Below are 18,946 nucleotides of genomic sequence, written 5' to 3' on the forward strand. Positions count from 1 at the left end.
GTCCTCATCCGCAGGAACGCTTGCTGCGACTTCTCGCCATGCGCCGACGCTGCCGGTGCATAGAGACTCGTCGCGGCCACGGCTACGGCTAAGCCCGCCGCGGCCCAGGTTCTTATTGCTGATTTACTCATGTTATTGCCTCGTCTGTATTTTAGTTTATGACGTTTTTCCGCGCATCTGCGATCCGCTTAATATTGATCCAAGAACCTGGTCGTGGAGTACCAGCGGCCGAAGAAATGCCAGATAAAGTAAATGAGTATACAAATGAACCCGGAGAAGAATGCCGAGACCGGCACCACGTCCTTCCCGAAGGTTCTCAGCGTCCCCTTCTCGACGAAGCGGATGTACTCCGGCGTCCCCGTGCGGACATAGTGATAGCCTTGTATGTCGGCGATCGTCATGACCGTGCCCATATACTCGACCGGCTGATGTAAGACGGCCAGCATCGACCAGTTGCCCGGGTAGAATATCAGACCGAAGGCGAGGCCGCCGATGACGGCGGTGATCAAGAAGCTCTTCGACCACAGCAATATCACGTCAAGGATGATCGCCCCTGGCACCAGCGTGGCTGCCCAGACGAAGTTGATCGGGAAATAGGTCCAACCCCAGAAGTTGAAATACCTATTGACCCACTCGCCGAAGAGCAGGCCCAGGATGGTGAAGGTCGCGCCCAAAGGCAGGCGCAGTTTGTCCCACATCCAATACTGCACCGCCGCAGGGAAGGTGATGCACATGATTGGCGTCACGGTTGGCCACAGACGGCGATCCTTCCAGTCGGTCCAGAAGTCCCAGTCGCCCATGGTCAGCATGGCGTGGACGTGAAATCCGCCGCAGAACACCAGGAAGGACAGCGCAAGGATCAACCAATCCGCTGTCCTCGAGGCCTGGATGATCTCGGCCTTGGTAAATACAGTTGGTGAGAGAGAACTCATTATGTTTGCCTCCTCGTTTTGGATTTATTTTATACAACTTACAACCCGAAAAGCCTCGCTAGCCTCACGTTCCCGCTACCGGTGGTTGGTTTAGGAGCGGGCCGCTGCTCAGGGATCTCGCCGAGATCCCCTCCGCAACGGCCCATTCGCGCTACTTCAGCTTTTCTTGTTGTTTTTTTTACTACGGGTGATGCTCAGTCCTTATAAGCGCCCTTATGCGCCGGTGCCGGTGCGTGTCCCAGTGCCGGTCCCGCCAGCTCGCTCAGGCGTGCGAAGATCTGTGACAACAGACCACACAAGCCAAGCGCCATCCAGCCGAAGAACACGAAGCCATAGTGCAACGGGGCTACGAACAGTTCTTCCATCCACCAGAAGGTGTGACCCCACTCGTTGAGGCCGACGTTCGGTAGAATCATGAAGGGCCCGACCACTACGACGAGGTAGGGCAAGGACACACCCTTCGCGAACATCGGTATCCTTGTGCGAGCATACATGAACGCGCCCCAACCCGTGATGATGTAGATCGGGTAGCTCATATAGAACTCGATGACGTGGCTGGGGGTGAAGTCCGTGTCACGGATCACCGTTTGATGCCAAGTCCCATCCTGCTCGGTGTAGAAGCTGGCGCCCCAGTAAATCGCGATTCCGTACGCCAACAACCACACCAAGTGATGGAAGTGGCGATGCATTTCGTCGCGTGGAGTTACCGCGTCCATATCCCGAGTACGGGTCTTCCACAGGAAGGCACCGATATAGGAGAAGAAAACAATCTCCAGGACCCATTCCGTGTACAAGAAATTCATCCAATACGTCTTGAACTCAGGCGCGAAAGCGTCCAGCCCGGCCGACCACCCGTAAACCTCTTCATACCAGCGCACAAAGAAATTAAAGAAGGTGAATCCGCCGATCATCAACCACATATTTTTATGATTGAGGAAACCGGTCTTTTCCGCGGTTACTGCTTTTGATATAACACTAGATGATGCTGCCATTTTATGCCTCCTACTTTTTGGTTTACTACCACTCCCGCCCGGCGCTGCCCCGGGTGTGAAGTTCTTCTCTCGGCTTTGTATTTGTCCCGCTCTGCCTCGACGCGGAGATACAAGACGCCGAAGATTTAATAAGTCTACCAACACACGCAAGTATGTCAAGCAAGCCACACGCATATTTCCACACGGTCGAAACCGCGCGTTTGCTTACGCTGTTTTCCTGCCGGGCAAGGACATTATAAAGTCTAATTCGTGATGTATTAACGACTTGGAAAATTCTAGAAATCGCATCGCTCAGTGTAGATGTGGTAGCGGGCTCGCAAGCCTTTTCCGGGGCAGGAAAAGTTAACAAAATTTAATCTTGTCCGTAATCACGCGGGCGCGGCGGCTCAGGCCGTGCCGATGTAGTCCCGGAGCGCGCTCGCCTCAGCTTCGATTTCTTCCATGCGGCCTTTCACGGCGTCACCCACGCTTACAATCCCGCACAGCCGCCCGTCCTTATCGGTGACGGGGAGGTGCCGGACGCGGCGGTCCGTCATCATCGCCATGACCTTGAGCAGGGAGTCTTGAGGGCTGCAGATCACGACGTTAATGTGCATCAATGCGTCGATCGGCATATGCATCACTTCCGCACCGTGCGTGGAAAGCCCGTGCACGATATCGCGCTCGGAGAGCACCGCCCGCGGGCGTTGGTGAGCATCGCAGACGACAATCGCGCCGATACGCTCCCGCATCAGCAGCTTGGCGGCAGCGGCGATCGTCTCATCCGCGCCGACCGTGACGACGTGCGCGCCCTTGGTTCGAAGAATATCTTCTACTTTCATAAGCTACCCCGCTCGGCACCTACCGTGCCCATGTGGTTTTGTTTTAGCACAAATCGGCTGCCATTCCGGTCAAGAATATCCCGGCAAACGATTATAAACCGCCGGAAGGGCGCGGAGGCGGGCAAGAAGAGATTACGCTCGTATAAACCCGCTCGAAGTCCTCGACCACACGCTCGGCATCGTAGGTCCGCACCGATTCGCGCGCGTATTCACCCATTTTTTCGCGCCGTCCAGCGTCTACCAGCAACGTGCCCATTCCCGCGGCCAGCGCGCGCGGACTGGCGGGCTCTACGATGAACCCATTGCCGCCCTGCCGCACGATCTCCGGTACCCCGCCGGCGTTCACGCCGACAAACGGGAGGCCCAAGGCCATCGCTTCCAGAAACACCAGCGGCTGCACCTCGGTGGTGGATGCGGAAGCGAAGACATCAGCAGCGGCGATGTGGTCCACGAGGTCCTGCCCGGTCAATATTCCCGCCCAGATCACGTAGTCCGTTAACCCCAAATCGTGGCCGAGCGCCTCCAAGCGGGAGCGGTCGTGACCGTCCCCGATCACCAAAAGGTGGGCATCCACGCCGTTTTGTCTCAGGTGACCAAATGCCTCAAGTAAAACATCCACGCTTTTTTGCTGCACCAGCCGCCCGACGTGAACGACCGTTGGCCGGGTCATGCCGAAACGGCGCTTAAGCTCCGCCTTCGACGCGCTCCCTGAAAAGCACTTTAGACTAATCGGGTTGGAGACCACGTGCACCGGCCGCCGCATTTTGTGGCCGAGAAGCTCCTGCTTTAAGGCTTCGGCAGGCGTGATAACGGCGCTGCAGCGGTTGTAATAGAAGGCTAGATAACGCCGGGTGAGATCCTTTGCAAGCGCGAAATCGAGACCGAAGTTATCAAGATACTCGGCGAGAAACCCGTGGTGGGACCCGACGAGCGGGCATTTCAACAGCTTCGCAACCCACACCGCTTCCACCCCCATCGTAAAGATCGTATGCAGATGAATAACATCCGCTTGGAAACGGCGCACGGCGTTCAGCGGTCCCATCAGCGAGGGCACGCGCGCCTGAATATGCGCGAATCCCGGAAGGGCCACGGAGGGAAACGGGTGAACCGGTATGCGCGCATCCAGATCGGACGTCGCGTGACCGTTCGCGAGCTTACTAACGTCCATCGTAAATACCGCCACGGTATGGCCGCGTTCCACCAACTGGTTGGCGGTTGTGACGATCGATCGAACCACCCCATTGATCTGGGGCAGAAACGTGTCGGTAAAAATCGCGATTCGCATGGTGTTTTCGAGTCCCGGATCAGCGCGCGACTTGCGGACACCTCAAGCGGATCCCGATTCTAGCTGTTCGTTCAGGGTTTGGCACGAACGGTACAAGGTGAACACCTCGGGCGCCGCGGAAAAGGAAGCGATCACCTGCTCGAAGGGACACCCAGGGGCCAGCAATTGCGGCAACTCTTGGGATAGCTCCAAGATATGCACGCCGTGCTTTCTCGCCGCCACCAGATAATACAGATAATGCACCGCGCGGATGGCGAGCTTGGGGTCTTGCAAGGCATCGAGGATGGGGGTCAGGAAGGCGAGCTGCAACGAACGTGAGCGTGCGTCCACGAGCCATTGATCGCCTTGGCGGGAACAGACCATCGGCAGGGCCTTGATGGTCTCGGGGTCGCTGAAACCGATCTCGGGCCACGGCGTCTCCGGAGAGGGCATACCGAACGATCCGGCGAACGCCTTTTGATAGCACCAGGCAAGGCTGGATGCCACCGCATCGTCAACCGGCGTGGAATCGGGATTCGAAAAGCGGCGCAGCATGGGCAAGAGCGCCCGGCGAATGTCACCTACAGACAGGTCTCCGGAGTTATTCACCAGCACCCGGTAACCTAAACCGGCAATGAGCACGACGCGTGAAAGTGCCTCGAAACGCGGTAATTCATCGAGCAGGCGTTGCAGCGCTCGCGGCTCGATTCCCGTCTGCGTCCAGGCTAGGAACGCGATGAGATTGCCCGTGATGTAGGTGTTTCCGGACCGGCTCCAGGCATCGAGCACCGCACCGACGCGTTCATCGGTAATCGTCTCGCCGCGGAAGCACTCCCCCGCCATACGGTAGATATGGGAGTTGAACGCGGTGACGCCGAAGTCCTCAACATTCCCCCAGCGTAGACACAGGACAAAGTACTGGGCCAGGAGAAACTCCTGCCAACTACGGTGACTGAAACGCACCTTGTTCGGGCCCGTCGACACGAACACCGTGCGTTGCAGAATGGCTGCCGCTCCCTCGGCAACCTGGCGGAATCCGGTGATGACATCGGCGGCCTCCTCAAGGACCCCCAGTGTGCGAAAATGGCCTTCCCAGCGTTCCCCCGCCCGCTTCGCCTCATCGCTTAACACGCCTGTGTCTACCTCGCCCCGATGCTTGGAAAAAAACAGCCAAGCGATCAAACTCAGCGCATAAAGCAAGTCATCAAGCTCCGCCGCCTCTCGCCCCGGCGCGCGCACACCGACGAGATTGCTGCGGCGGAGAATCGTTCGGATCGTCTGGTCCATGATCGCGGCGGGAGTGAGCCATTGCGCCTGGCTGAGATCCTCCGCATCGGGTTCGTAGTTGGAGAGGATGAGCGGCGTGAGCACGAGATCCAGCAGGTTTGAGTCTTGCACGTAGGATAACCAGGAGCGGCAGGCGGGAAAGGCCTCGCGTGCCTGGGCGACGCTGAGCCGCAAAACCTCATGCACATCCTTGGGATCGCTCGCCAAGCGTTCCAGCCCGTGGAACCCGCTGCGGATGGCGACGACCACCGAAAACCGCCGGTTGTCTCCGTAGCGGGCGCTCACGTTTCTCAACATAGCGATGACGTACGACAATCCGATGGCGGGGTGATTGACTAGGAAATCATCCACGCCGTCCAAGATCACCGCCGTAGCGCGGGTGCGAAAGGATTGCTCGACCCAGCCGGGGTCGATCGGTTGATCGGGAAAGAGACTGAGCGCCCAGCGCGACCACCAAGCCCATAACGCATCCCAAGCGTTCTCGTCCAGCGCCCCCTCTTTCGCCAAATTGATCTGCTGCATAGGGATAAGCAGTGGGAAAGGCGTCTCATCGCGCGGATCGTCAAGGTAAAGTCGTCCGAGGCGCCAGGCAACCATGCGCGTCACGGCGGACTTGCCGACCCCGGCCATACCCGTGATCACGACGCGGCGTGAGCCTTCACTCCCGCCACGGAGTTTCTTCGCGACCCGATCACAAACGTCCCGCTGGGTCCCGGCCGAGCCGCCGCGCTTTCGGATGGCCGCGCGTTCATCGGCGGGTTCGGTCCCCGCCCCGCTGCCGATCAGCGTATGGACGCCGGTAACCCGGTTCACTTCGGCAATCCGCACCAAGGTCCGATCCACGAGTTCAAGCGCCGGATTCCGGAGATAACGGCTAGCGAGCTTGGAGACGATTGTCACCACCGGCGCCGCCGGATGCTTCGGCACCTTGACGGAGCCATGGGTGCCGCGGAAATAGATGTTGCGCTCCCGCGGGTCCGCCTCGATCGGGACCGAGAGGTCCGACTTGGCGAACACGTCGTGTATGACCGGCGCCGGGAGTTCCAAGGCCGCGGCGCGCTGCAATTGCTGTATGAATTCGGTCTCGAGCGCCAACAGCCAAGGGTTCCGCCAGCGCAGCGCGGGCAGGATGTCGTTCCTGCCCCAATCCCTGGCCCCTTGAGTCAGGAACCGGACCAGCCGCAGAAACGGCACCGTCAGTGGATAGAGAAGCGCTTGATACAGAAGCCGGCTGATGCCGGTCAGAATGCGGGAACCGCCCGCATGCGGCACGGCGATATTGATGATGCGCCGGGTGCGCAGCCACACCGATCCCGAGGCGGCGATGTCGAAACTCCCAGTTTGCATCTGGCGTTCGATGGCGGCGAACGCTTCCCGCAACATGTGCTTGACGACCAGGCCCCCGGTGCTGTGGGTCACAAAGAGCAGGTAGCGATGGTCGTTGAACTGCGTCTCGATCCACGTCTTAAGATCGTCGGCGGCCTGGGGTATGCTGGTACGTTCCCAGAGTTGTGCCGGGTACTGGAAGGAGACCACGTCCGCATCGCTCCCCGCGGTTTCCAAAACCCATTCTGGCATGTTGCCCCAGGTCCCGCGGCAGTCCCCGAAGATCCCATGCACAAACACCATGAGCACGCTGCGGCCGGAGCCGGGGTCCTTGTCTCTGGCGTTGTGCACGACGCCATACGTGCCCGTCTCGGTCCAAAAGCTCATGTCAGACCGCCTCTCGCAGCCCACGCATAATAAAAAAAGGGAGGCAGGCGCCTCCCTCATACCTCCACGTTAACGTGGGGACGGTTTAGAAAGTGAAGCCGACGTAACCACCGACAGTCCAGAAATCTAAGTCCTTGTCGGTATCCCCGGTTAACGCCAAGCCGTTGTTGTCAAACACCTGAACAATATTGTTTTCGGTGTCCGATGCCGCATCAACGACTAGATGATAACGCCCATCAATACCGGCCTTTAGACCGGGTATGATCTCGTACTCGACACCGGCGCCGAATTGCACGCCGATATCGAGGTAAGTCGCCCCGTCAGATGGCGGGCTGATCACGTGGAAGTCCAAACCGCCCGGAATGATCCACGGCCGCAGCTTGCTGCCCTCCAAGAACTTGATCTTGGGTGCTGCGCTAACCGTGAACATGGTTTTGGCAACGTCACCGGTGACCACGCAATTCGCCACATCGGCTCCCACCTGAACGCCCAAGAGCGCACACTCTGCCGTGGGCACGACCAACGTCGCTGGTTCCGATTTAAAATGTTTATATTCCAAGCCAATTTCCGCCAGCGCTTCGGTACTCTGCCACAAACCCCACAGGTCGGAGGTCAGGCTATGCTCAATCCCGGCACCGACATAGTAGCCGTCGTCAGCTACGTTGCCGCTACCTAGACCCAAGGTATTATGCGTATCGGTAAACGACTCGAACCCTCGAGCCAAGTCTTTGTACTCGGTATAACCACCGCGGAAGAATACGAAGTTCTTCTTCGCGTGTTTCGCTGGCGCCGTCTCGGCGGTCGTGACCCGATCTTCTAGCTGTTTGTGCTTAGCGTCATCGTCAGCATGCATCTGCTGCATATGTTGCTCTTGCGCTTGCTCTCTGGACTTCATTTGTTGCAGTTCCTGCTGCAGCACCCTCATTTCCTCCTGCATCTCTTGCAGGCGATACTGCACCTCGCCCATCCGATCCTGGGCGGCTGCCGTTTGCGGATAGACAGACGCAACTGCCGGTAACACGAGCCCGGCGACCACACCGTGTAATAATTTTTCCCACCCTCGTTTCATAGCGACCCCCTTGTTTATGTGAACCATAGAGCTTTGGTTTCTGTTGTATTGATGCTACATCGCGAATAAACCAAACGTAGGTGACAATTAGCGTACAAAAAGCTCCGTGTATCTGTCAAGAGCGCTGTTTAAAACCTACCCGAACCCGCTCCCGTTCGTCGGTCATAAACAACTCCCTTGCAGAAAACCCACTTTCGCTGTTGGATCTATGCAACCCGCTCACAGGGCTTTGACCCCCTGGATGAGCTCCGAAGCCATCTTCTGCCCATCCCCGTAGAGCATCCGGCAGTTGTCGGCATAAAAGAGCGTGTTCTCGACGCCCGAGAAGCCCGTACCCCGGCCGCGCTTGATGACAATGACGTTCCTGGCCTTATCGGCATCGAGGATCGGCATCCCGTAGATGGGGCTCGACTTATTGGTGCGCGCATCGGGATTCACCACGTCGTTGGCGCCGATGATCAAGGCCACGTCCGCTTGCGGAAATTCGGCATTGATCTCCTCGAGGTCATAAATCTTATCGTAAGGCACCCCGGCCTCGGCCAACAGCACGTTCATATGCCCCGGCATACGGCCCGCGACCGGGTGGATGGAAAATTTGACCTTCACGCCACGCTCCTCCAAAAGCTCAGTCAGTTCCCAGATCTTGTGCTGGGCCTGGGCTACGGCCATACCATATCCGGGAACGATGATTACCCTCTCCGCGAAGGCCATCATCACCGCAACGTCGCTGGCCTCGATGGCCTTCATGCTGCCCGCCATCGCCTCCGCACTGATTTGGGTCTCAACCGTGCCGAGACCGGAGAATAACACGTTGGTGAGCGAGCGGTTCATGGCCTTGGCCATCAATTGCGTGAGCAAGGTGCCGGCCGCGCCCACCACGGTGCCCGCGATGATCATGGCGGCGTTGTCTAGCACCAAGCCTTCGAAAGCGACCGCGAGTCCCGTCAAGGCGTTATAAAGCGAGATGAGCACCGGCATGTCCGCGCCGCCGATCGGCATGGTCATGATCACGCCGAAAGCGAGCGCGAGCAGGAAAAACGCAAGGATGATGGCAACGAAAGGCTTGCCTATCACCATGAATAAACCGAGCGCCCCGAGAGCGCCCAGCACGTAGATATTAATCTGCTTTTGCTTGTTTTTCGGGAACAACCCGCCGCGCTTGACCAGATCCCGGAGCTTGCCGAAGGCGACCAGGGAACCCGAGAACGACACGGCGCCGATCGCTCCGCCGATCGCGGCGAGCCCGAGGGCGGTAAAGCCATGCGTCTCGCCCTTCAGCAACTCCACGGCGCCGATGGCCGCCGCGGCCCCGCCTCCCATGCCGTTGTACAAGGCGATCATCTCGGGCATCGCGGTCATCGGCACGCGTTTGCCGGACACCCAGGCGGCGCCCGAGCCGATTGCGATGGCCGTGATCATCAGCAGGTAGTTCTGCATGCCGTCCCAAAAAAAGGTGATGAGGATTGCGACCCCCATACCCGCGCCGGCCCACACGATCCCATCCCGGGCGGTGACGGGCGAGCTCATGCGCTTTAATCCGACAATAAACAGGACCGCGGCGCTGAAATAGGCGAGTTGGATGAGCGTATTCATTTGTTTTCCTTATTTGTTCTTCTTGCTGCTCTTAAACATTTCGAGCATACGTTCGGTCACCACGTAGCCGCCAACCACATTACCAGCGGCCAGGATCACCCCGGTAAATCCGATCGCCAACTCGAGCGTGCTGTTGGGATCTGCTTTACCCAAGGCGACCATGGCGCCGACCAGCACGATACCGTGCACGAAGTTCGAGCCCGACATCAAGGGGGTATGCAAAATCACCGGGACACGGCTAATAACCTCATAACCCGTAAACGCCGCCAACATAAAGATGTAAAGTGCAACGAAGCCTTCGATCATTGTTATTCTCCTTCGACTAAAGCGCGAGTTGGACCGTGCTTGATGTCCCCATCGCGTGTTAATGTGCTGTCTCGCAAGACTTCGTCATCCCAATCGGGTTCTAGCTTGCCGTCTTTGACCATCAGCGCCAGCAGATGGAACATGTTCTTAGCGTACAGTTCGCTCGCATGCGCCGGAAGCGTGCTCGGCATATTGACCGGCCCGCAGATCTCCACATCGTGAAATTTTACGCCCTTGTCGGGTTTTGTCAGTTCACAATTGCCGCCGCTTTCCGCGGCCAAATCGATGATCACGGAACCCGGTTTCATCGCTGCTACCATCGCCCGGGTAATGATCTTCGGCGCCGGACGGCCGGGAATCGCGGCGGTAGCGATCACCACGTCGGCTTGGCCCACGTGCTTAGCAATCAGCTCCTGCTGCCGTCGCTTTTCCTCTTCGGTAAGCTCCCGGGCATAGCCACCGGCGGAATCAGCTTGAATGTCCATTTGGACGAACTTGGCGCCCAGAGACTGCACCTGCTCCTTGGTGGCCGGGCGTACATCGTAAGCCTCCACGATCGCGCCTAAGCGCCGGGCCGTCGCGATTGCCTGCAGGCCGGCGACGCCGACGCCGATGATGAGAAACTTTGCCGGACGGATGGTCCCGGTCGGCGTGGTGAGCATCGGTATGAACTTGCTGAGCCGGTAAGCAGCCATGAGCGTCGCTTTATACCCTGCCACCGACGCCTGCGAGGACAGCGCATCCATCGACTGGGCCCTGGAAATTCTGGGAATAAGCTCCATGGCCAAGCTTGTGATCTTTCGATTCCGAAACACCTTCGCCAGCTCCGCGCTGTTATGGGGTGCCATGAATCCCACGACGATACCCCCTTCTCGAAGCTGGTGCGCCTCTTCGATCGTTGGAGGCTGGACGCGAAGCACGACATCCGCCTCGCGGTAAAGCCGCTCGGTGTCCTGGACGACCGTGGCACCGGCCGCCGTGTACGCCTGATCTGGCTGATAGGCGGCAACGCCTGCCCCCTCTTCGATAAGGACTTCGACCCCAAGCTTTCCAAAGCGCGCGACAACCTCGGGAACGATCGCGACGCGCTGTTCTCCGGCCGCGCATTCTTTGGGTACGGCGATCTTCATAAGTCTTCCCCTATTGTTTTTCTGTGAGGATGCGGTTTATTGTTATGCAAACGCGTCCCGGTGGCCTCGTTGCCCGACCTCGGATGCGTTCGGAACTTCTCTCCTTCTAATTTAACGAAAATAATGTAGACTTAGCAATTGTTGGCGAAACGCCAACCTGCCTATTGAGAAATGAAGGACGATTGCCTATCCTTTAGTTGCTCCACCTTAACCGAGGTGGTGGCTCATCAATAAAAACCCGAAATTGTGAGGAGGCATTTAATATGACTAGCATTCTCAAGCTTCTGGCCTTTGCGTTGCTTTCATTGAACTTAGGGGCTTGCGGGTATGATCCGCCCGCATCGTCTAACACCCAGGGTTCGACGAACGCGCCTATGAGTGAAGAGGAACAAGCACAGCAACCATCGGTCAATCAGTAAGACATCGCGCTGGACACGCTGGGGGACTCTAAGAGAGTCCCCCAGCGCTTTCCAGCATTCCCTGCCAGGAGAGAGGTATCGCTAGAGCTTAGAGCGATTGAATTGATTGTCCTTGGTGTTTTTCCCGGCGCCCGCCGTGCGGTTTAAACAAAAAACCCCCAAGAAGAGCCCCGGCGAATCCGGCCGTCAGCACCATACCGACCGAGCCCGCGCCCCAGCCAATCGGGTAAGTGTCCACGTTGATGGTGGCAGTCAAGCCGGGAATGCTCGGCAAGTCCATATCTCCCGCGCCCGCTTTGAGTTGTGCCTTCAAGCCCTTTTCCGTGTGCTGCGCCATATCGCAATGTACGAAATACGTCTTGTCGCCGCTAGGCACGATAAACGTCCCGCTTTTCTCACCCGGCCCCGTGACTTCGAGGTGAAACATCCCTTGGGGATGTATATATTTCGGTAGCCCGTGCATCATCCATTGGTGGCGAATATCGTCATCGTTGACGAAGGTTACGGTCACCCGGCTACAGGGGGGCACGTTCCATTCTTGCTGGTCATAGGCGAACATCAGTCCCGGGAAGCGGCGTGCGTGCTTTCTGCCCGCATGCACGGTAAACTTCACGTCCTCCGTGATTTGCGGGCAGTCTTGCGGTAATCGATCCTTATTTTCGCCCATTACCGCCCCTTGCATATCCATGGACATGCCCGGGTGGTGATGCGCGTGCGCACCCGCGGCGGCGGTGAGCGTGGGTTGCCGATAGTCAGACGTAGCGGTGGCTTTTTGCTCGCGGGGGGGCGCCCCCGCGTTTCCGGTCGTGCTCGCCCGCCAGACCACCACCGCCACGACGGCCAACCCACCCAGGGCAAATAGCAATACACGCCGATGCATCTACGCCGTCCCTCCGCGTTTTAAGCGCGAGCGCAGGAACACGATGACACCCGCGATTAGCAGCCCCGCCACGAAGGCCAGCAACACCGGACGCCCCAGGGTCGGGTCCGCTGCCGCCGGATCGCCGAGGACGCCTTCTTCATCGATCGTGCCCCACACCGGGACCTTGCGCTGATAAAACTCTTGGGTGAAGAACGGTGCCAGCTCCATCCCGCCCATCACGGGCAACCCCCCTTTACTCAGGAAGGACCGGTATGCAATCAAGGTAATGTTCCCACCGGGGAACTGCCCATGGGTGGTGACGGCCTTCTCCTTATGGTCGTGCATCATCCACACACCGGGCCCGAAGCTATGCAGCCCGTCGTCCACGGTGCTGAGCTCGAGATCGTAGCGCTGGGCGGGGCTGAGATCGAAGACATCCCGCTGCACCCGGGCCGCCGGATTGTGCAACACCCCGTCGTAATGGGTGATCGTGGGTTTATGGCCGTGGGTGTGAATCGCGACGGCGCGATCGGAGCCTCCGTTGGCCATTCGGATCTTCACCTTTTCGTTGGGATCCACGACGATGATCGACTCGCGCAACGTATAGGGAAACGAGCGCCCATTGAGGAGGAAATACTCGGGCTTCGCCTGGGTGACATCATACTCGCGCGTTGTCAAGAGCCCGATCAACCGCGGGTCGTTCGCGGTCTTGATGAGGTCGTGCATTTCCTTGTCGACTTCCTGATACATGAGGTCGTACTCTTTCCCATAGGCCTCCTTGACCGCAACCGAGGGGTGCCGGACGTGGCCGGCCCCGATATTCAAGGTTTGTGGCCAGTTGTTGGGGCGGTTCTCCTCGACCACAATCATGCCCATCAAGCCCATGCCGACATGGATGGGCGCCTGTTCGTGGCAATGATAAAGCATCGTGCCGGGCTGCCTGGGCGTGAACTCATAGGTAAAGCTTTCCCCAGGCATCACCGGGATGTGGCTGGTCTCGGAGACGCCGTCGTTGCCGCGTGGCTCCCCATGCAGGGGATGGTCGAGGTAGTAGGGATGGTCAACACCGTGGAGATGAATGGTATGCGGTAAGTAATGGGAGTTCTCCAGCGTGATCTTCACCCGGTCGCCGACCTCGACTCGGATGGTGGGTGAAGGCACCCGCAATAACTCATTGGCTTCGTAGCTTTCGAAATTCTTGGTCGCCATGCCGTGCGCTTTCGGCACGAAGACCCAAAATCCCGGTTGGATCCCGGGCGCGATCGAATAGGCGGGAACGGGGAAGGCGACATCGGGTGATCGCCCATTGAGCTCGGCGACCTCGAGACGAATATGCGCATCGTCCGGGTCACCGTCGCCGTCACGGTCCTTTTCCAACGCCACGGTGTCCGGCGACAGCCCCGATTTCATCAGCGTATCCATCGAGATGTTGTTCGTGCCCTTGACGAAGGCCGCGACCGCGTAAGGATTGTCGGGAGTGCAAAGCGGGGACTCTTCAATCGTGACGCCCTCGATCACCTGCGCCTCCCGCCATTCCGGGCGCTCGTCGGGACAAGGCGGTTCACCGGTACTCGGCACCACGGCCGTCGCACTCGTGGGCCCGAACTGGTACGAGGTCGGAAGTAAGCCGGGAACGAACCAAACCATTACCCCGGCCAGGATGACGACAGCTACGAAAACAATTAACCAACGGTTCCTGTTCATAGGGATATCCCGCGTTAGAACGCTAACTAACTATTACGTTCAACGGTAACGCTCGGTTGGCGGTTTCTAATCGAGAACAACGCGCGAACGGTGGGGCAAATACGAGGACGGAACCGGGCACGGCGGCGCGCGCCTCCTTGCCCGTTCCGGATTTTAAGAGGGGTTGCGCTTGGGGTTAATCTTTCATCACGTAACGATATAAATAATAACCGCCTACGATAAGAGCCACCAATACAACCATTCCGACCGGAGTCTTCAGCATCTCAACTGCGTCAAGAATTCCACCCATGGTGTTCGAACCTCTTTTTAATACCTGTCTGTATTTTTAAGTAATGCCGCAGAACCTGCTGCGTACCCTGCCCATCTTACTTGGCCGTGATTCGATGTCAAGAATCTCCCGTGAGCCACGCGCCCCTCAGGCGGCTTGCATCGGTATCGAATGACCGATGCGCGTGATCTTATTACGGTCATCCAGGTAGACAAGCGTCGGTTGGTGGGCGGCCGCCTCTTCACGCTGCAATCCGGCATAGGCGCAGATGATCACGCGATCGCCAGGGCTCGCCTTATGCGCCGCCGCACCGTTGATGGAGATCACCCGCGAACCCGGTTCCGCCCGGATCGCATAGGTCGTAAAGCGCTCGCCGTTGGCGATATTGTAGATATGGATCTGCTCGTACTCGCGGATCCCGGCGGCGTCAAGCAAGCGCGCGTCAATCGCACAGGATCCCTCATAATCAAGTTCCGCATGCGTAACGCGAGCACGGTGGAGTTTCGCTTTGAGCAAGGTGATATACATTGCGTCCCGAGCCAGTGATAGTTTGACCGCGATTATGGCGTAAAGGTCGCTATCGTTCAACGAACTTGCGCGCTGCAAGGTTGTCTATGAGGCGCGTCTTACCGAGCCAGGCGGCGGCTAAGATCCTGAGATCGCTATCTTCTGGAGCGGGTTCGATGAGATCGCTGGCGCGCCTGACGGCAAAGTAATCGGCATTGAATCCGGCTTCCACCAAGCGCGCGCGACCGCGCTGTTGGATGGATTGAATGCTCGGCGCCGCACGCGTTAGCGCGTCACGGGCCTCGCAAAGCGCCTCATACAAACGCCAGGCGATCGCTCTTTCTACATCCGTGAGATACGCATTCCGTGAGCTCAGCGCGAGACCGTTGGGCGCGCGCGCGGTCTCCACGGCATGAATCTCTACCTCGATACACAAATCCGCGACCATGCGTTTAATCACCAGCAACTGTTGGTAATCCTTCTCGCCGAAGACGGCGAAATCGGGCCGCACCAGATTCAGCAGCTTCATCACAACGGTCGCGACCCCGGTGAAATGCCCGGGCCTAGACGCCCCGCACAACGTAGTACCCAATCCGGGCACGCGGACCTCGGTGTGCGGATCGAGGCCGTTGGGATACAGTGCCGCCACCTCGGGAACAAACAGAACATCGGCGCCCGCCGCGTCGAGAAGCGCGCGATCCTGTTCGAAGGTACGCGGATAACGATCGAGGTCCTCCCCGGCCACGAACTGCATGGGATTGACGAACAGGGTGGCAACCGTGCGGCTCGCAAGGCGCTGGGCCTGTTCGACGAGGGCCAAATGCCCTCGGTGCAGGTTCCCCATCGTGGGCACGAGCGCAATCCGCTGACGCCGATCGCGCCAAGCTGTGACGATCTCCTTAAGCTCCACGATCCGAGCGACGCTAAGGATCACTCGAAACCGTGCTCTGTGCCAGGAAACTCACCGCGCTTAACCGCCCGGGCGTAATCGCGGAATGCCTCCTCGATACCGGCGCGTACGGCCAGAAAGTTCTTCGCGAATCGGGGCAGCCGCTCGCTGATCCCGAGCATATCGTAAACGACCAGCACCTGTCCGTCGCAGCCGGGACCGGCGCCGATGCCGATCACCGGAATCGTCGCCGATGCGCTGATCTCGGCGGCAAGCGGGCTGGGCACGCACTCGAGCACCAGCATCGCCACTCCGGCGCTCTCGAGCGCCTGTGCGTCTCTCTTAATCATCTTGGCGACTTCGGGATCACGGCCCTGAACGCGGTACCCGCCCAGCTTATTAATCGATTGCGGCAGCAATCCCAGGTGTCCGCACACCGGGATACCCCTCGCGCCGAGCAACCCGACGGTGGCCGCTAACCAGGCGCCGCCTTCCAGCTTAACCACCTGCGCACCCGACTCCCCAAGCAAGCGGCCCGCGTTTCCAAGCGCTTGGTAGGGTGTGGCATAACTCATGAACGGCATATCGACCGCCACGAGCGACCGCGGCGCCCCTCGGCGCACGAGTTGCGCATGGTAGATCATGTCGTTCAAGCGCACGCCGAGCGTGCTGTCGTGGCCTTGCACCACCATCCCGAGCGAATCTCCCACCAGCAGGATATCGACGCCGGCTGCGTCGGCGAGCCTGGCGAAGCTCGCATCGTAGGCGGTGAGGCAAGCGATTTTCTCGCCGCGCCGCTTCATCTCGATCAGATCCGACGTGGAAATTAAAGTGATTGCGCCCATCGGCTCAACACGCTAAAGAGTGATTGGCGCGCGGCCGGACAATCGCTCGATCCCCCTGCCTTCACAATGCCTCAGGATCCCAGCGAGCGGTCCGAGCCCCGGAACCTCAAGGTCCGGGGCAATTTCATACAGCGGGTACAGCACGAAAGCCCGCTCGCTCAGTCCCGGATGCGGGACCGTCAAGCCGGGCCCGCTGATACGTTCGGCGCCGTAAAGAAGAATATCAATGTCCAAGGTCCTGGGTCCCCAACGAACGCCGCGCACGCGGCCGTGCCGGGCCTCGACCGCTTGCAACGATGCCAATAGATCGTAGGCTGTCTGGGCCGTCTCGATGGCCGCGACCGCGTTGATGTAGTCGGGTTGATCCGGCGGCCCCATGGGCGCGCTGCGGTATAACGAGGATTGAGCGACTATGCGGGTCTCGGGTAGCCTCGCGATGGCCAAGATGCCCTGCGTTACCTGCGCACCGGGATCGACGAGATTACTGCCCAGACCGACATAAGCGATCACCGAGCTTGCGGCGCGCGAACCGTTGCCGCGTGGCATCGCTAACGCCGGCGACGGCGCCTCTTCGCCGGGGCGGTCTCGCTGGCCGCCGAAATAAGTTCGCCCCGGCGGACTTCCTTGGCGCCTTGGAATTCAGTCCACCACTCGGCCAATTCGGTGACCTCCTCGCCCGCCTCCGCGCGCAGCACCAAGAAATCGTAGGCTGCCCGAAAGCGCGGGTGGCTCAGCAACCGAAACGGTGTTCCACCCGCCCGCCTTGTTAGACGCGGTTGTAGCGCCCAGATTTCGCGCGTCATCTGCGTGTAGCGGCGCGGCATGGCAATGCGGGAGATTTGCTGTGAAATCACGGTGTCCGATGCAAGCTGATCGGCGTCAGCGGGCGATAATTCGTGGGCCCGGTGCTCATCGGCGAGCCTCCGCATGGGATCCCAGAGCAAAGCCGAAATTAGAAAAGCCGGGGTGACCGGTTTCCCCTCCGCGATGCGGCGATCGGTATTTTGCAGGGCACGGGCCAGAAACATATGAGGAAATCCGCCTTCCTCTTCGCTTAAACAGGCTTCTACTTGGGGGAACAACTGACCGAACAGGCCATAGCGGCGAAGTTGCTCGAATGTTTGGACGGCGCATCCGCCGAGAAAGAGCTTCAAGATCTCCTCGAACAAGCGTGCCGGCGGGATCTCCGAGAGCAGCGGCGCTAACTCGAAGATCGGCGTTGCAGTCTGCGGATGGATACTGAATCCCAACTTGACCGCAAACCGCACGGCCCGCAACATCCTCACCGGATCCTCACGGAAGCGCTGCTGCGTATTGCCGACGACCCGGATCTGTCCCGCTTTGATGTCGTCCATCCCGTCCACGTAGTCAACGACCGAGAAATCCTCGATGTTGTAGTACAGGGCATTCACCGTGAAATCACGCCGCCAAACGTCGTTATCAATATTGCCGTAGACGTTGTCGCGCAGGATCCGTCCGTCCTCGGTAAGGACACGGCCATCTTCTTCCGCCGCGTCGGCGCCCCGAAAGGTCGCCACTTCAATGATGTCCCTGCCGAAATGCACATGCGCCAAGCGAAAACGGCGGCCGATCAAGCGGCAATTACGAAATAGCTCCCGCACCTGCTCCGGAAGCGCGTCGGTGGCTACATCGAAGTCCTTCGGCTCGCGGCCGAGCAGTAAATCGCGCACACTGCCGCCCACGAGGAAGGCTTGAAAGCCGGCATTATTCAAGCGATAAAGGACCTTGAGCGCGCGCTCATCGATGTTGGCCCGCGAGATGATATGGTCGGATCGCGGTATGATCCGCGGGGTTACCGGGATCTTCGCGACCTTGGTTTGCATCGCTACGTCAAGCACGGGATTACGTTGTCACCGCCGTCGGGATGGCCGCTGTTTCAAAAGTGTAGACGGTGCGTATAATACACTGCGCGTGGCGCCCATGCTGTAACTGCACCCTTCTCCCAACTGCTCCCTTCGTCTAGCGGCCTAGGACGTCGCCCTCTCACGGCGAAAACAGGGGTTCGATTCCCCTAGGGAGCGCCACAGTGTTTATGCGCTCGCGAGATGTCTTCATTCCATGACACTTTTCGCGATCAAGACCGGCGCAATCAAAGAAAAAACGTCGCGCAATTATTAGCTTATGCACTGGCATTTCTTTTGCCTTAGAAGCAGCACGGGGGCGCGGTGCAATTACGGAAGGGGCCGGGCGTCATGAGACTCCCGCTCCCCCTTCCCCCCTCCCTGCACTTCGCCCCCACCTGCGTGTTGCGCCAGCCCTCCGTACGGATACATTACCCGTCCCGCTATCCGCCATGGCATTCTAGTGCCGTAACAGAATTCCCA

The 18,946-nt window shown here is 59.0% G+C and carries 17 protein-coding genes and 1 tRNA gene; 1 reads left to right on the forward strand and 17 read right to left on the reverse strand.

What is annotated here, in order from left to right; translation table 11 throughout:
- The 17 genes from M3436_08085 to pcnB all read right to left on the reverse strand — a co-directional run.
- On the reverse strand, positions 1-131 hold a 131-nt coding region (locus M3436_08085), incomplete at its 3' end, for a methane monooxygenase/ammonia monooxygenase subunit B (protein ID MDQ3564086.1).
- A 57-nt stretch (positions 132-188) separates the two neighbouring features.
- Positions 189-932, reverse strand: a complete 744-nt coding sequence (locus tag M3436_08090) for a methane monooxygenase/ammonia monooxygenase subunit A (GenBank protein MDQ3564087.1) — start codon at positions 930-932, stop codon at positions 189-191.
- A gap of 194 nt (positions 933-1,126) precedes the next feature.
- Complete coding sequence (locus M3436_08095; protein MDQ3564088.1) at positions 1,127-1,924, reverse strand: methane monooxygenase/ammonia monooxygenase subunit C; 798 nt, start codon at positions 1,922-1,924, stop codon at positions 1,127-1,129.
- Positions 1,925-2,310: 386 nt separating this feature from the next.
- Positions 2,311-2,745, reverse strand: coding sequence for a CBS domain-containing protein (locus M3436_08100; protein ID MDQ3564089.1), 435 nt, complete (start codon positions 2,743-2,745; stop codon positions 2,311-2,313).
- Between the two features lie 91 nt (positions 2,746-2,836).
- Positions 2,837-4,030: a glycosyltransferase gene (locus tag M3436_08105; GenBank protein MDQ3564090.1), complete on the reverse strand. Its 1,194-nt coding sequence runs from the start codon at positions 4,028-4,030 to the stop codon at positions 2,837-2,839.
- A 42-nt stretch (positions 4,031-4,072) separates the two neighbouring features.
- A complete protein-coding gene (locus tag M3436_08110) occupies positions 4,073-7,009 on the reverse strand; it encodes a hypothetical protein (protein ID MDQ3564091.1) in 2,937 nt (978 codons plus the stop codon).
- Between the two features lie 85 nt (positions 7,010-7,094).
- Positions 7,095-8,078: a hypothetical protein gene (locus tag M3436_08115; GenBank protein ID MDQ3564092.1), complete on the reverse strand. Its 984-nt coding sequence runs from the start codon at positions 8,076-8,078 to the stop codon at positions 7,095-7,097.
- 219 nt (positions 8,079-8,297) lie between these two features.
- Positions 8,298-9,671, reverse strand: coding sequence for an NAD(P)(+) transhydrogenase (Re/Si-specific) subunit beta (locus M3436_08120; protein MDQ3564093.1), 1,374 nt, complete (start codon positions 9,669-9,671; stop codon positions 8,298-8,300).
- Positions 9,672-9,680: 9 nt separating this feature from the next.
- Positions 9,681-9,977 carry an NAD(P) transhydrogenase subunit alpha gene (locus M3436_08125; GenBank protein ID MDQ3564094.1) on the reverse strand — a complete coding sequence of 99 codons (297 nt, stop codon included), beginning with the start codon at positions 9,975-9,977 and terminating at the stop codon, positions 9,681-9,683.
- 2 nt (positions 9,978-9,979) lie between these two features.
- Positions 9,980-11,107, reverse strand: a complete 1,128-nt coding sequence (locus M3436_08130; GenBank protein ID MDQ3564095.1) for a Re/Si-specific NAD(P)(+) transhydrogenase subunit alpha — start codon at positions 11,105-11,107, stop codon at positions 9,980-9,982.
- Between the two features lie 507 nt (positions 11,108-11,614).
- A complete protein-coding gene (locus M3436_08135; protein ID MDQ3564096.1) occupies positions 11,615-12,406 on the reverse strand; it encodes a copper oxidase in 792 nt (263 codons plus the stop codon).
- The gene (locus tag M3436_08140) at positions 12,407-14,092 is read right to left on the reverse strand and encodes a multicopper oxidase domain-containing protein (protein ID MDQ3564097.1); all 1,686 of its coding nucleotides are present in this window, start codon (positions 14,090-14,092) and stop codon (positions 12,407-12,409) included. It abuts the gene before it with no gap.
- 415 nt (positions 14,093-14,507) lie between these two features.
- Positions 14,508-14,888 carry an aspartate 1-decarboxylase gene (locus M3436_08145; protein ID MDQ3564098.1) on the reverse strand — a complete coding sequence of 127 codons (381 nt, stop codon included), beginning with the start codon at positions 14,886-14,888 and terminating at the stop codon, positions 14,508-14,510.
- Between the two features lie 49 nt (positions 14,889-14,937).
- Positions 14,938-15,798, reverse strand: a complete 861-nt coding sequence (gene panC, locus M3436_08150) for a pantoate--beta-alanine ligase (GenBank protein MDQ3564099.1) — start codon at positions 15,796-15,798, stop codon at positions 14,938-14,940.
- On the reverse strand, positions 15,798-16,601 hold the full coding sequence (gene panB / locus M3436_08155) for a 3-methyl-2-oxobutanoate hydroxymethyltransferase (GenBank protein MDQ3564100.1): 804 nt from the start codon (positions 16,599-16,601) through the stop codon (positions 15,798-15,800). Before panB ends, panC begins: the two co-directional genes overlap by 1 nt.
- Positions 16,602-16,613: 12 nt before the next feature.
- Positions 16,614-17,147, reverse strand: coding sequence for a 2-amino-4-hydroxy-6-hydroxymethyldihydropteridine diphosphokinase (gene folK, locus M3436_08160; protein ID MDQ3564101.1), 534 nt, complete (start codon positions 17,145-17,147; stop codon positions 16,614-16,616).
- A gap of 2 nt (positions 17,148-17,149) precedes the next feature.
- Positions 17,150-18,445 (reverse strand): polynucleotide adenylyltransferase PcnB, encoded by a 1,296-nt coding sequence (gene pcnB, locus M3436_08165; protein ID MDQ3564102.1) that lies wholly within the window; start codon positions 18,443-18,445, stop codon positions 17,150-17,152.
- A gap of 125 nt (positions 18,446-18,570) precedes the next feature.
- Here pcnB and M3436_08170 point away from each other — a divergent pair.
- Positions 18,571-18,646, forward strand: a tRNA-Glu gene (locus tag M3436_08170).
- Positions 18,647-18,946 lie beyond the last annotated feature (300 nt).

This window comes from Pseudomonadota bacterium (assembly GCA_030859565.1).
Lineage (GTDB): Bacteria > Pseudomonadota > Gammaproteobacteria > JACCXJ01 > JACCXJ01 > USCg-Taylor.